Genomic DNA, 13,084 nt, shown 5'->3' with positions numbered 1-13,084 from the left:
TCATGACGACCATGCACCCCGCCGCCATCGCCTTCCGCGACCCGGCGGCCCTCCGCGCCCGCTGCGACATCGGCAACGTCCGCAGAGTCCATGGTGAGCCCGACTACGAGAACGGAGCCGTCGTCCCCGCCGGCGACTGGGCCCCGCTCCCCGAGGAGCACCCCGAGCGCTACGCGCCGGGCCTCTTCACCAAGGACAGCGGCCTGGTCGAGTTCTTCCGCCTCCCCGGGACCGTCACCGACGTCCACACCGTCGCCGCGCTCGTCGGCCTCCTCGGTGATCCGCTGCACGTCGCCCTCGAACCGGCCGAGGACCCGCCCGGCGAGCTGGTCACCCACCGGTTGCCCGAGAGCGGCCTGTGCCTCGGCCTGCACGTCGACAACCACCAGAACCTGCCGTACCCGGACCGCGACACCGCCCGCCGCCGCCTCTGCGTCAACCTCGGCCCCGGCAGCCGCCACCTCCTGCTCGCGGACACCGACATCAAGTCCATCTGCCGTACCGTCCACGACCGTTACGAGACCCACTGCCCGCACACCGACGACCTGCGGATGTTCGTCGCCCTGCGCAGACCGCTCAAGGTGCTGCGGGTCCGCATCGACCCGGGGGAGGGCTGGCTCGCCCCGACCGCCGTGCTGCCGTACGACGAGTCGACGGAAGGTGCGGAAGGCGCGGAAGGTCAGGCCCGGTGGTCCGCCACCGCGTCCTGGCTCGGACACTGGGGGCGCGACCTCTTCGACCCACTGATCTGATCGCGCCGATCACTCTCCGCACACACCCGATCGGCGGGGCGGGCGCGGGCCGTACCGTTGCGCACTTTGGAGCGCGGCAAATCTGAGGGGCGCGCAATGGGCGCCACGCGCCTTTGTCCGCGCCCCTTTACGGTCGAGAACCCTCGCCGACTCGGCCTCGACGATCCGGGGCTGCCAGTGCTGTGACCGGGATGGCCCACCGTGATCGGAAGGCGGCTCGCGGGACGAGCGCACGAGCAACGGCTGGTATTACTGGGGCATGCAGGAAGAGACGGCACGCTCCGCGATCGACACCTTCATCTCCGCGTTCAACGCCTCGGACGACAGCTATGTGACTGCCCTGCTCTCCCAGGCCCTGACCTCAGACGTGGTCTTCTGGGGGCCGTTGGGTCGCAGCGAAGGAATCGCGGCGGTCGAGCGGTTCGTGCTGGACATCCGGCACCACCCGGCGGGGACCGGCACGATGGCGCGCTGCTCAGCGGTGGACATGCCTGACGAGTGGGCCCGGTACCAGTGGGTCTTCACCACGCCGGATGGAGGCCCCCGCCTGGCGGGAACGGACGTCGTCCATCTGCGGCGGAGCCTCATCGACCAGGTCATCGTCTTTGCGGGGGAGATCGAGCCGTTCGCCTCCTGAGTCGTCCTTCTGTCGCTGTCCTTCTCGTGAACTTGTCCCTTTCGGCACTCCGGGGCTGCGGTTCGCGGTCGGTCACGTGGTCACAGCACCAGCGACTATCTGGCCGCGCGTTCGGGCAGGCTCGGGCGGACAGCCAGTGAAAGGGGCCGTGATGGCCGCAGTGCACGAATCCGTACTCGACGCGATCGGCGGGACGCCCCTGTTCCGCCTCGCCCGGCTCGGCGCCGGGCTGCCCGCGCCGATCTACGCCAAGGCCGAGTTCCTCAACATCGGCGGCAGCGTCAAGGACCGCGCCGCGCTGTCCATGGTGCTGGCCGCCGAGCGGGACGGCCTGCTGCGGCCGGGCGGGACGATCGTCGAGGCGACCTCCGGCAACACCGGCATCGGGCTGACCATCGTCGGGCGGCAGCGCGGCTACCGGGTGATCGCCGGGGTGTCCGACAAGTCGGCGCCCGAGAAGTCCGACATCCTGCGGGCGTACGGCGCCGAGGTGGTGCTCGCCCCGACGGCCGTGCCCGCCGAGGACCCGGCGCACCTGTTCAACGTCGTGCAGCGGCTGGTGGAGGAGATCCCCGGCGCCTGGCTCGCCAACCAGTACGACAACCTGGCCAATCCGGACGCCCATGTGCGCACCACCGGCCCCGAGATCTGGGAGCAGACCGGCGGCCGGGTGACCCACTTCGTCGCGGGCGTCGGTACCGGCGGGACCGTCACCGGCACCGGCGGGTACCTCCAGCAGGTGTCCGGCGGATCCGTGACCGTGGTCGGCGCCGACCCGGAGTCCTCGATGTACGGGGGCGGGGACGGCAGCCCGTGGTTCGTCGAGAGCATCGGGCACTTCCTCCACCCCGGCACCGTCGAGGACCGCTGGCCGCAGGCCTACCGGTCGGAGGTGGTGGACGCCTTCGAGCGCATCCCCGACCGCGAGTCGCTGCTGACGGCCCGTCGGCTCGCCCGCGAGGAGGGCATCCTGGCCGGTCCTTCCTCGGGCACGGCGGTGGCGGCGGCGCTGCGGGTCGCGCGGCGGCTCGGGCCGGACGACCTGGTCGTGGTGCTGCTGCCGGACTCCGGGCGCTCGTACCTGTCCAAGGTGCACAGCGACGACTGGATGCGGCAGTGGGGCTTCCTGGAGGAGGCGGCAGCGGGCAGCCTTCGGCCGCTGCTCGCCGAGGCCGGCCCGCTGGTCGCGGTCGACGCCGGCGCGACGGTCGGCGAGGCACTGGAGGCGCTGCGCGCCGTGCCCGGCGGGGTGGCGCCGGTGGTGCTGGCGCGGGCGGCGAGGCCGTACGGGGTGAGCGCGACGGAGGTGGTCGGCTCGGTGTCGCGGGCGGTGCTGGCGGCGGCGCTCGCGGACGGCGGCGCCAAGCCGGGCGATCCGGTGGGTGGTTCGCTGGGTGACCCGCTGGGTGATCCGTCGGGTGATTCGCTGGGCGTGCTGGTCGGGCCGGCGCTGCCGGCGGTGGGCGTCGGGCAGTCGCCGGCCGAGGCGCGGGCGGCGCTGGGGGGCGCGCACGAGGCCGTGTTGGTGCTGGTCGACGGGCGGGCGGTGGCGGTGCTGTCGCGGGCGCGGCTTGAGGGCGGGGCCGCTTAGCGGGGCCGGTCGGTGGGCTCAGCGGGGCGTCAGCCGGGCGTCGGCGTGGCCAGGATGGCGGTGATCACCCGGTCCAGCGAGCGGTCGAAGGCGGCGTCCGGATCGGAGGGCGGTCCGGACGTCGCGAACGCCTGGGCCAGGTGCGGGTATTCGCCGCTCATGGCGGCCCGGGTGAGGTAACCGACCAGCTCCGCCTGCCACTTGGCGCCCGCGGCTGCCGTCTGCTCGTACTGGGCGTACTGGCAGACGAAGCCGTTGAACAGGGCCATGGCCTCCATCCGGGCGCCGCCGCCCAGGCCGGTGGAGGCGGTGACGGCGAGGAAGTGGTCGGTGTAGCGCAGGGCGTTGGGGCCGATGCCCGGGCGGGCGAGCACCAGGGCCGGCAGCCAGGGGTGGCGGCGGAAGATGGCGAGTTGCTGGCGGGCGAGCGCCGCGAGGTCGGCGCGGACGTCGCCGCTCGGCGCGGCCGGCAGCTCGTACTCGGCGGTGACGGCGTCGAGCATGAGGTCGAGCAGGTGCTCCTTCTTCGGCACGTAGTTGTAGAGCGACATGGTGCCCGCCCCGAGGGCGGCCGCGACCCGGCGCATGGAGGCGGCGTCCAGGCCCTCCGCGTCGGCGATCTCGACGGCCGCGGCGGCGATGGACGTCCGGCTGTGGGCGGGTTTCGGCCCGCGGCCGGTGCGTTCGGGGCGTAGCCAGATCAGTTCGGGCGCCTCGGGGGTGGCTGGGCGCTCGCTGTTGCTGGGGGGTTCGTTGGACGGCACTGGGTGATCACCTCGCCCCCCATCTTAGATACGTACGACGTACGTAGTAGCATTTGGCTCACGCTTCTACGTACGCTGTACCTAGAGAAGGGGCAGAGCCATGTCCGACACCGCCCGACCCGCCATCGAGATGGCAGGCGTGGAGAAACGATTCGGGACCACCGAGGCCCTCCGCGGCCTCGACCTCACCGTTCCCGCCGGCACCGTCTGCGGATTGCTCGGCCCCAACGGCGCCGGCAAGACCACCGCCGTCCGCGTCCTCGCCACCCTCGTCGCCCCCGACCGGGGCACCGCCCGCGTCGCCGGCCACGACGTCGCCCGCGCCGCCGAGGACGTCCGCCGGGCCATCGGCCTCGCCGGGCAGTACGCCGCCGTCGACGAGGGCATCACCGGGCGCGACAACCTCCACCTGTTCGGCCGGCTGCACCGCCTCGGCGCCCGCCGCGCCCGCGCCCGCGCCGACGAACTGCTCGAACGCTTCGACCTCACCGAGGCCGGCGACCGGCTCGTCCGCACCTACTCCGGCGGCATGCGTCGACGCCTCGACCTCATCGCCAGCCTGGTCACCAGCCCCCCGGTGCTCTTCCTCGACGAGCCCACCACCGGGCTCGACCCGCGCAGCCGCCAGGAAATCTGGAACACCGTCAAGGAGTTGGCCGACGGCGGCACCACCGTGCTGCTCACCACCCAGTACCTGGAGGAGGCCGACCGGCTCGCCGACGACATCGTCGTCGTCGATCACGGCGCCGCCATCGCCACCGGCCCACCAGCCAGGCTCAAGGCCGCGATCGGCAGCCAGCTGTCCGTCACCCTCGCCGACCCGGCCCAACTCGCCGCCGCCGCCGTGGTGCTGTCCACCCTCTCGGGCGGCGACGCGCAGGTCGACGCGGCCGAACGGACCGTGACGGTACTGACCCAGCCCGGCGTGTCCGTCCTGCTGCCCTCGCTGGTACGGGAGTTGGACACCGTCGGGATCACCGCCGAGGACGCCGCCGTACGGGCCCCCTCGCTGGACGACGTGTTCCTCGCGCTCACCCGCGAATCCGCCGAAACCCTGAGGAGGGCCGCCTGATGGCCGCCGCGTACACCCCCGCGCCGATGTCGTCCCGCCCCGCGCCGACACCGTCCCGCCCTGCGCCGAAACCGTCCCGACCCGCCCGGCTGGCCGTCGACACCTGGACGTCGATGCTCCGAATCCTCCTCAACTACCGCCACTCGCCCGGCCTGTTGGCCGCCTCGCTGGGCGTCCCGGTGATCATGGTGGTGGTCTTCGGATACGTCTTCGGCAGCGCCATGCGGATCCCGGGCGGCGGCGACTACCGCGAGTTCCTGATGCCCGGCCTGTTCGCCATGGTCGCCACCAACGGCATCATGGTGACCATGGTCGGCGCCGCCCGCGACGTCGGCCGCGGCATCACCGACCGGCTGCGCTCCATGCCCGTCTCCCGCACCGGACTGCTGCTCGGACAGACCCTCGCCGACCTGCTCGTCAGTTTCGTCGTCCTGACCCTCCTCGCGCTCGTCGGCCTCGCCGCCGGCTGGCGCGTCCGCGAGGGCGCCGGGGACGCGGCAGGCGCGTTCGCCCTGCTGCTGCTCTTCCGCTTCGTGATGACCTGGGTCGGCACCTGCCTCGGCCTGACCATCGGCAAGGAGGAGGCCGCCGGCCAACTCTCCGTCGCGGTCTTCCCGATCGCGATGGTCACCAACGCCTACGTCCCCACCGGCGGCATGCCCGGGTGGCTGCGGGTCGTCGCCGACTGGAACCCGGTCAGCGCCGTCGTCCAGGCCTGCCGCGAACTCTTCGGCAACCCCTCCGCGGCCGGCGGCGCCTGGCCCATGCAGCACGCCGTCCTCGCCTCGCTGCTCTGGAGCGGACTGCTGCTCGCGCTCTGCGTGCCGCTAGCCGTACGGAAGTTCGCCACGCACGGGCGCTGAACAGGCCGGAATCCGGCGATTCCGTCCGACCCGGTTCGTCTGCGCGCCTGTGGGCCTGCTCGTCTGACGGAATGTGCTGGACACCGGCGCCGGTACGGCCGAAGGTGGGCGCCATGGAGTACACCCACCTCGGCCGCACCGGCCTGACCGTCTCCCGACTCTGCCTGGGGACCATGAACTTCGGCCCCCACACCGAGGAGTCCGAGGCCCACGGCATCATGGACACCGCCCACGAGCGGGGCATCAACTTCTTCGACACCGCCAACGCCTACGGCCGCGACAGCGAGGGCAACCTCAAGGGCCGGACCGAGGAGTTCATCGGCCGCTGGTTCGCCCAGGGCGGCGGCCGCCGCGAACGCACCGTCCTCGCCACCAAGGTGTACGGGCCGATGGGCGACTGGCCCAACGAGGGCAAACTCTCCGCCCTCGGCATCCGCCGCGCCGTCGAGGCCAGCCTGCGGCGCCTGAACACCGACCACATCGACCTTTACCAGATGCACCACATCGACCGGGGCACGCCCTGGGAGGAGATCTGGCAGGCGATGGAGGTCCTGGTCGCCCAGGGCAAGATCATCTACGTCGGCTCCAGCAACTTCGCCGGCTGGCACCTCGCCCAGGCCCAGGAGGCCGCCCGCTCCCGCCACTTCCTCGGCCTGGTGAGCGAACAGTCCCTCTACAACCTCCTCGACCGCACCATCGAACTGGAGGTCATCCCCGCTCTCCAGCACTACGGCCTCGGCCTGCTGCCCTGGTCCCCGCTGCGCAGCGGCCTCCTCGGCGGCATCCTCCGCAAGGAACGCGAAGGCACCCGCGTCCGCGGTGCCATGCCCCACGCCGGCGAGCTCCTCGCCACCCACCGCGACCGCATCCAGGCCTACGAGGACCTCGCCGCCGAACTCGGCACCGACCCCGCCGACCTCGCCCTCGCCTGGCTCCTCACCCGCCCCGCCGTCACCGCCCCCATCATCGGCCCCCGCACCCCCGCCCACCTCGACGCCGCCGTCGCCGCCCTCGACCTGAAGCTCGACCAGAAGACCCTCGACCGCCTCGACGAACTCTTCCCCGGCCACCAGCCCGCCCCGGAGGACTACGCCTGGTAGCCGCGCACGGGCGCCGGGAGGCCTACTGCCCCCCGGCGCCCGTCCTGCGGCCGTCCCCGCGGAGGTCGGTGTGGGCGTGGGCATGTGCGTGGGCATGGGGCTCCGATCGGTGGGGTGACGGTTTCCTGGTGGGGCGGCCTGCTGTGGTAGCAAGGCAGGCATGACGGAACGGCCTGGCGGGCGCAGCTCGTACCACCACGGATCGCTGCCGGAGGCGCTGGTCGCCGCGGCGTTCGAGCTGCTGGACGAGTACGGGCAGGAGAAGGTGAGCATGCGGGAGGTGGCGCGGCGGGCCGGGGTTTCGGCGGGGGCGCCGTTTCGCCACTTCGCGGACCGGCAGGCGTTGTTGACGGCGCTGGCGGACCGGGTGCTGGCGGACTTCGTACGGTGCCAGGAGGCCGAGGTGGCGGCGGTGGCGGCGGTGGATCCGGTCGGGGGGTCGGTCGGGGGGTCGGTTGGGGGGTCGGTGATGCGGGCGGTCGGGCTCGGGTTCGTCCGGTACGCGCTGCACCATCCGCACCGGTTCGATCTGGTGCGTTCGCGGGTGTTCGTGGCCTCGCGGGAGCCGGAGCTGCGGGATCAACTGGACGGTATGGACCGGGCGTTCACCGGTCTGATCGTGGCGGACCAGGAGGCGGGCCGGTTGCGCCCGGGGGATCCGGGGTTGATGGGGCTGGCCGGGCAGGCGCTGGTGTTCGGGCTGGCGCAGATGATCGTGGACGGCTACCTGCCGGGGGAGGAGGCGGAGGAGCTGGCCGGGAAGGTGCTCGACACCTTCGGCCAGGGAATCGCCAACCATCCTTCGCAGTAACCGATTTGTGCGTGCAGCGAGCCTTGACCGGGTTTCCCGGCCCTGATGTAATCACCGATTACATGGGGTGCGGGAGGCTGAGATGTCCATGGGAACGACGTTCGTCCGATCGATGTTCGCCAAGCCGACGCCGGGCTACACCACCGCGGGCGCCACCGGCGACACCGTGGTGCTGCTGATCGGCATGCGGATCAACCGCTTCTGGGCCGTCCACCACTGGGGCCCGGTGATGTTCGCGATGTTCCGGATGCTGTACGAACTGGGGCGCAGCCCCGAACGCGGCCTGCGCGGGCGGATCCTGCTCACCGCCTCGCCGCGCACGTACTACGTCGTCCAGTACTGGGAGTCGAAGGAGAAGCTGTACGGCTACGCGAGCGCGCCGGACGGCTTCCACCACAGCGTCTGGGGCATCGTCAACCGCAAACTGCGGGAGGGGAAGGCCCGTCGGCACGTCGGGCTGTGGCACGAGACGTACGTGGTGCCGGAGGGCGGGTACGAGTCGATCTACTTCGACATGCCGCCGTTCGGTCTCGCGGGCGCCACCGGCTCCCTGCCGCTCGAGGCGCGTGGGCGCCGCGCGTCGCAGCGACTGGCCTACCGGTCGGAGGGTTCGACGGAAGGCCTGAAGGAGGGCTCGAAGGAAGGCTCGGGGGAGCGCGTGCCCGAGTAGGGGTGCTCGCCGGGCGCCCAGGGAGTGTCGCGGGTCGGCCCGGGTGCCGCGGCGTGAGAGCGTCGGGGGATGGCGGAGGAGCAGGGCGGGATGCCGACGGGCGCGCCGAGAGGTGTACGGGCGAGCGCGCCGACCGGCGCATCGGGCGGAGCACACGCGGGCGCAGCGACGGGCGCGCCCACGGGCGGGCCGGTGGGCGGGCCCGTGGTGCACGAGGTGCCGTACCACGCGCAGTGGGAATCGGCCGAGTTGGTGCGGGTGATCATCGACGGACAGGTCGACGCGGCCGAGGACCCTCGGTGGGGGCAGTCCGGTGCGGCCACCCCGGAGGAGTACGCGTGGTGGTCGTGGCGGCTGTGCGGGGTGGCCTGCCTGCGGATGGCGCTCGACCACTGGTGGGGCCTGGCGCCCCCGGCGCTCACGCTGGCCGGGGAGTGCGTGGCGGCGGGGGCGTACGTCCGGGACGGCGAGAGCCTGCGCGGACTGATCCACACGCCGTTCGCCGACTACGTCCGGCGGCGGTGGGGACTGGCCGCGCAGGCACGGGAGTTGGCGCCCGCGGAGCTGGCGGCCGAGGTGGCCGGCGGGCGGCTGGTGATGGTGTCGGTGCATCCCGCGATCCGGGAGCCGGCCGGTCCGGCGCCGGTGCGGCGGGGCGGACACCTGGTGCTGGTGGTGGGCGCCACGGACACGGCGGTGGTGATCCACAACCCGTCCGGATTCCCGGGAGAGTCGCAGTCCTTCGCGCACGTGCCGTGGCGGTCGTTCGAGCGCTTCTACGCCGGGCGGGGGATCGTCCTCGGCCCGCCGGGCACGGGTGGCGCCCGATCGGTTCCCGACCAGCAACCGGTCGGGAACTGACCGGCGGCTGATCGGGACCTCACGAGGGGTTGATCAGGGGCTGATCAGGGGTTGTCCGGCAGCCCGGCCGGGTTGACCGGGAGCTGGCTGCGACAGAGCGCCGATATCGGCTTCAACGCGGCGGCCAGTCGGTCGAGTTCGGCGCGCGGGTAGTCCTCCCAGACCCGCGCGGCGGCCAGGTCGGTGGCGGCCTCCAGGGACTGGTGCCGGATCCGGCCGAGTTCGGTCACCGAGCCCGCCGTGGTCAGCCAGCCCCGATCGACCAGGCGCGCCGCGGCCGCGTCCCACTCCTCGTCCGTCCAGCCGCGCATCGGCTGGAGCATCTCGCGCCGGACGTCCATCGCGCACCGGACCACCAGCGCCTCGCAGCCGTCCAGTCCGGCCGCCACCAGGGCCGCCACGTGGCCGTCCCCGCGGTGCTCGCGCATCACCGTGGCGGCCTGCCACAGCCGTTCGTACAGGCCGGAGGGGCGGGGCAGCGCGGCGTTGGCGGCGGCCAGCACCCGGCCGACGCAGTCGAGCCGGCCCGCGGCCCGCTCCAGGGCCTCCACCACCAGTTCGACCTGCGCCGGGTCCACGTGCTCCAGCAGCCGGGCCAGCGCCGCCGCCGAGCCCTTCAGCCGGGCGGCCAGCGCCTCCTCCGGGCTGGCGTGCGTCCACACCTCCGGCAGCGCGCGCTCGACCATCGCCGGGGAGAAGCTGAAGAACGCGGCGATCACCGGCGGCGCGTCCACCGCGCCCAGCGGCGCCGACCGGCTGGCGAAGTAGCCGCGCCAGCCGCCGTGCAGCCCGGCCGCCTCGTAGGCCTCGCGGCTCTCGGGCAGGAAGTAGGTGACGGCGTGCACCGGTTCGAAGAGCCACCACAGTGCACGGGCGGGGTGGACGAGATCGGCCATCGAAGGACCTTCCTCGGAGAGGGGCGGGGCGAACCCGGCCGGACGGGGCGGCTCGGCGGGCGCCGACGGATCGGGCGCGCGCGGGCCGCTTCAGTGCTGATGACCACGGCGGCGGCCACGGTAATCCCGGACCGGGTGTGATGACGGTCACGGGGAGGTCCCGGTGTGCACCCGGCCGGGCGGCGGCGCGAGATGATGGGACGAGGTGCCCGCTCCCGGGACGCCGCAGCCCTCGTGTGAACCCTCGTGTGAAGGTAGTCGGTAATGGCGCAGATCAACCCCAGCATCCTGTCCGCGGACTTCGCCCGGCTCGCCGACGAGGCCGAGGCCGTCAGGGGCTCGGACTGGCTGCACGTCGACGTGATGGACAACCACTTCGTCCCCAACCTCACCCTGGGCGTCCCGATCGTCGAGTCGCTCGCCCGCGCCACCGACACCCCGCTCGACTGCCACCTGATGATCGAGGACCCGGACCGCTGGGCCCCCCAGTACGTCGAGGCAGGCGCCGGCTCCGTCACCTTCCACGTCGAGGCCGCCGCCGCACCCGTCCGCCTCGCCCGCGAGATCCGCGCCAAGGGCGCCCGCGCCTCCATGGCCCTCAAGCCGGGCACGCCCATCGAGCCGTACGAGGACCTGCTGCCCGAGCTCGACATGCTGCTGATCATGACCGTCGAGCCCGGCTTCGGCGGCCAGGCGTTCCTCGACATCATGCTGCCGAAGATCCGCCGCACCCGGGAGCTGATCGCCAAGCACGACCTGGAACTGTGGCTCCAGGTCGACGGCGGCGTCTCCGCCGACACCATCGAGCGCTGCGCCGAAGCCGGCGCCGACGTGTTCGTGGCCGGCTCGGCGGTGTACGGGGCCGAGGACCCGGCCGAGGCCGTGCGCAAGCTGCGGGAGCTCGCGACCAAGGCCTCGGCGGACGCCTGGTGGGCCTGCGGGCACTGAGCCCGGGCGGGGCCGTTAAGGGGGCGTCGTCCAGGGCCCCGGCCCGGGGAGGGGTGGAGGATCCACCGGCCGTCAGGGATGATCGTTGGCGAACGCCCCTCGCCCGGCCCCTCTCCGCACGGTGGTGGAACCGCACATGAGCAACCTCGACCGCAAACCCTCCCCGACCACCTGCGGCCGCGAGGCCGACACCGGACCGGTCAAGGACCTGCTGACCGGACGTCAGGTCCAGCTCGGCGAGAGCACGATGGTCCGCCGCCTGCTCCCCAACCTGGGCCGCCGGATGGTCGGCGCCTGGTGCTTCGTCGACCACTACGGACCCGATGACATCGCCGACGAACCCGGCATGCAGGTCCCGCCCCACCCCCACATGGGCCTCCAGACGGTCAGCTGGCTCCACCAGGGCGAAGTGCTGCACCGCGACAGCCTCGGCAGCCTCCAGACCGTCCGCCCGTACGAACTGGGCCTGATGACCTCCGGCCGGGCGATCTCCCACTCCGAGGAATCCCCGCGCCCGCACGCCCGCTACCTGCACGGCGCCCAGCTCTGGGTCGCCCTCCCGGACGCCCACCGGCACACCGCCCCCACCTTCGAGCACCACGCCGACCTGCCCGTCGTCACCGCCCCCGGCCTGCACGGCACCGTCATCCTCGGCACCCTCGACACCGCCACCTCGCCCGGCACCGCCTACACCCCCCTCGTCGGCGCCGACCTCGCCCTCACCGAGGGCGCCGACCTCAAGCTCCCGCTCGTCCCCGACTTCGAGTACGCCGTCCTCTCCATGTCCGGCAGCGTCGACGTCGACGGCGTCCGCGTCGAACCCGGCTCCATGCTCTACCTCGGCTGCGGCCGCCCCGAACTCCCCCTCCACGCCCGCACCGACGCCGCCGTCCTCCTCCTCGGCGGCGAACCCTTCGACGAGCAGATCCTCATGTGGTGGAACTTCATCGGCCGCACCGGCGAGGAGATCACCCAGGCCCGCGAGGACTGGACGTCCACCGCCCGCTTCGGCGACGTCCACGGCTACGCCGGCGACCGCCTGCGCGCGCCGGAGCTCCCCGCCCTCCCGCTGAAGGCGCGAGGGCGCGTGCGCTGACCTGGCGAAATGCGCTCGTGAGGCGCGCGCTGGTTGGGTGGGAGGGCCCTGTGGGATGTCACGTCGACTCGCGCGTTCGGGGCGGCGCGGCAGCCTTCAATCGGACCGATGCTGACCTTTTGCCGACCTCTTGCCGCCTTTGCTGACGAGCTGCCAGCGGACCCGTCGGGTCCTCCTGAGGCTGCGGCGCATGGGGCCGGGCGATCTGTCCGTACCGTGCGCTCGCGCGATGATCGCCGCCCACGACCGCCACATCATGTGACTTGCATCACGGCTTTTGTGGAATCTCATCATCCGATTGCTTGCATCTGCAATTCGATGAATACCGAAAACCGGCCCGTCCATCTACGGCCCTGTAGTCGCCACGCGGTGCACCGGCCCGGAAATCGGCTATTACCGATCGGTAGAGCCCGGATGGCGTCAACACATGCCCGCTTCTGTCCGATCGTCACGCCACGGTGAGAGCGGAACCGGTGCCGCTGCGAGGTCCGCAGGCACTGCTGGATCTCACCGGCAATGCCATTCCCATCAGCACGTGCAGCACCGAGTTGAGACATCTGCGGTGCAAACCGCTTTCACGGAGGAGTACCTTTTTCAGCGTCAAGAAAGCGCAGCCCCGGCCATGGTCTGTCCACCGTCGGCCGGGGCCCGGAGCGGAGGAGTGTCATGCACTGCTACGCCCTCACGGGGCGGTCGATGCGTCCCGTGATCACCACCGAACGTACCAGTGTCCCGCTGCCGGCCCGAAGGCCGTCCGGCTTTGATTACTGGCGAGTTTCGGTCTCCCTCGGCTCGGTCGCCCCGGCCGCGACTGTGCCGTTGGCATGTGCCGACAGACGGTCGGGGTGGCGGTTCGCCGGAATCGGCGCTCTGGTCACCGCCGCCGGTCAGGCGCGATGCCGGTTCCGGCGGCTGCGGCTGCACCCGTAGCAGGGCGGCCGGGGGGCGTCCGCCGCGGCGCGGCCTTCTCGGTGTTGAAGTGGCCCGGGGCGATGCCGGCGTTGGAGCGGCCCTGGGCGAGCC

At 72.5% G+C, this 13,084-nt stretch carries 13 protein-coding genes; 11 read left to right on the top strand and 2 right to left on the bottom strand.

What is annotated here, in order from left to right; genetic code table 11:
- Positions 1 to 2: 2 nt before the first annotated feature.
- The 3 genes from AB0R04_RS19325 (at position 3) to AB0R04_RS19315 (ending at position 2,980) form a co-directional block, all read left to right on the top strand.
- Positions 3 to 752, top strand: a complete 750-nt coding sequence (locus tag AB0R04_RS19325) for a hypothetical protein (protein ID WP_063346729.1) — start codon at positions 3 to 5, stop codon at positions 750 to 752.
- A gap of 259 nt (positions 753 to 1,011) precedes the next feature.
- On the top strand, positions 1,012 to 1,389 hold the full coding sequence (locus AB0R04_RS19320; RefSeq protein WP_363372657.1) for a nuclear transport factor 2 family protein: 378 nt from the start codon (positions 1,012 to 1,014) through the stop codon (positions 1,387 to 1,389).
- Between the two features lie 151 nt (positions 1,390 to 1,540).
- Entirely contained in the window at positions 1,541 to 2,980 is a 1,440-nt protein-coding gene (locus AB0R04_RS19315) for a pyridoxal-phosphate dependent enzyme (protein WP_363372656.1), read from the top strand.
- A gap of 29 nt (positions 2,981 to 3,009) precedes the next feature.
- Here AB0R04_RS19315 and AB0R04_RS19310 read toward each other — a convergent pair whose 3' ends face one another.
- Positions 3,010 to 3,744 (bottom strand): TetR/AcrR family transcriptional regulator C-terminal domain-containing protein, encoded by a 735-nt coding sequence (locus AB0R04_RS19310; RefSeq protein ID WP_363372655.1) that lies wholly within the window; start codon positions 3,742 to 3,744, stop codon positions 3,010 to 3,012.
- A gap of 100 nt (positions 3,745 to 3,844) precedes the next feature.
- Here AB0R04_RS19310 and AB0R04_RS19305 point away from each other — a divergent pair, with 100 nt between their 5' ends.
- The 6 genes from AB0R04_RS19305 (at position 3,845) to AB0R04_RS19280 (ending at position 9,121) form a co-directional block, all read left to right on the top strand.
- Entirely contained in the window at positions 3,845 to 4,816 is a 972-nt protein-coding gene (locus AB0R04_RS19305) for an ATP-binding cassette domain-containing protein (RefSeq protein WP_363372652.1), read from the top strand.
- Positions 4,816 to 5,679 (top strand): ABC transporter permease, encoded by an 864-nt coding sequence (locus AB0R04_RS19300; protein ID WP_363372650.1) that lies wholly within the window; start codon positions 4,816 to 4,818, stop codon positions 5,677 to 5,679. Before AB0R04_RS19305 ends, AB0R04_RS19300 begins: the two co-directional genes overlap by 1 nt.
- 113 nt (positions 5,680 to 5,792) lie before the next feature.
- Positions 5,793 to 6,779, top strand: coding sequence for an aldo/keto reductase (locus tag AB0R04_RS19295; protein WP_363372647.1), 987 nt, complete (start codon positions 5,793 to 5,795; stop codon positions 6,777 to 6,779).
- Positions 6,780 to 6,939: 160 nt separating this feature from the next.
- Entirely contained in the window at positions 6,940 to 7,590 is a 651-nt protein-coding gene (locus AB0R04_RS19290) for a TetR/AcrR family transcriptional regulator (RefSeq protein ID WP_363372645.1), read from the top strand.
- A gap of 112 nt (positions 7,591 to 7,702) precedes the next feature.
- On the top strand, positions 7,703 to 8,260 hold the full coding sequence (locus AB0R04_RS19285; protein WP_363372889.1) for a DUF4188 domain-containing protein: 558 nt from the start codon (positions 7,703 to 7,705) through the stop codon (positions 8,258 to 8,260).
- 204 nt (positions 8,261 to 8,464) lie between these two features.
- Entirely contained in the window at positions 8,465 to 9,121 is a 657-nt protein-coding gene (locus tag AB0R04_RS19280; protein WP_363372643.1) for a C39 family peptidase, read from the top strand.
- A gap of 44 nt (positions 9,122 to 9,165) precedes the next feature.
- On the opposite strand, the gene AB0R04_RS19275 is transcribed toward AB0R04_RS19280, so the two are convergent.
- Positions 9,166 to 10,017, bottom strand: a complete 852-nt coding sequence (locus tag AB0R04_RS19275) for a hypothetical protein (protein WP_363372641.1) — start codon at positions 10,015 to 10,017, stop codon at positions 9,166 to 9,168.
- A 264-nt stretch (positions 10,018 to 10,281) separates the two neighbouring features.
- Here AB0R04_RS19275 and rpe point away from each other — a divergent pair, with 264 nt between their 5' ends.
- Together rpe and AB0R04_RS19265 are read left to right on the top strand one after the other, a co-directional pair.
- The gene (rpe, locus tag AB0R04_RS19270; protein ID WP_363372639.1) at positions 10,282 to 10,965 is read left to right on the top strand and encodes a ribulose-phosphate 3-epimerase; all 684 of its coding nucleotides are present in this window, start codon (positions 10,282 to 10,284) and stop codon (positions 10,963 to 10,965) included.
- 136 nt (positions 10,966 to 11,101) lie between these two features.
- The gene (locus AB0R04_RS19265) at positions 11,102 to 12,061 is read left to right on the top strand and encodes a pirin family protein (protein WP_363372636.1); all 960 of its coding nucleotides are present in this window, start codon (positions 11,102 to 11,104) and stop codon (positions 12,059 to 12,061) included.
- The last annotated feature ends 1,023 nt before the right edge of the window (positions 12,062 to 13,084 follow it).

It is taken from the genome of Kitasatospora sp. NPDC056731 (assembly GCF_040687675.1).
Classification (GTDB): domain Bacteria; phylum Actinomycetota; class Actinomycetes; order Streptomycetales; family Streptomycetaceae; genus Kitasatospora.
The sequence above is the reverse complement of the archived record's forward strand: the minus strand, read 5'-3'. Positions and strand labels throughout refer to the sequence as shown.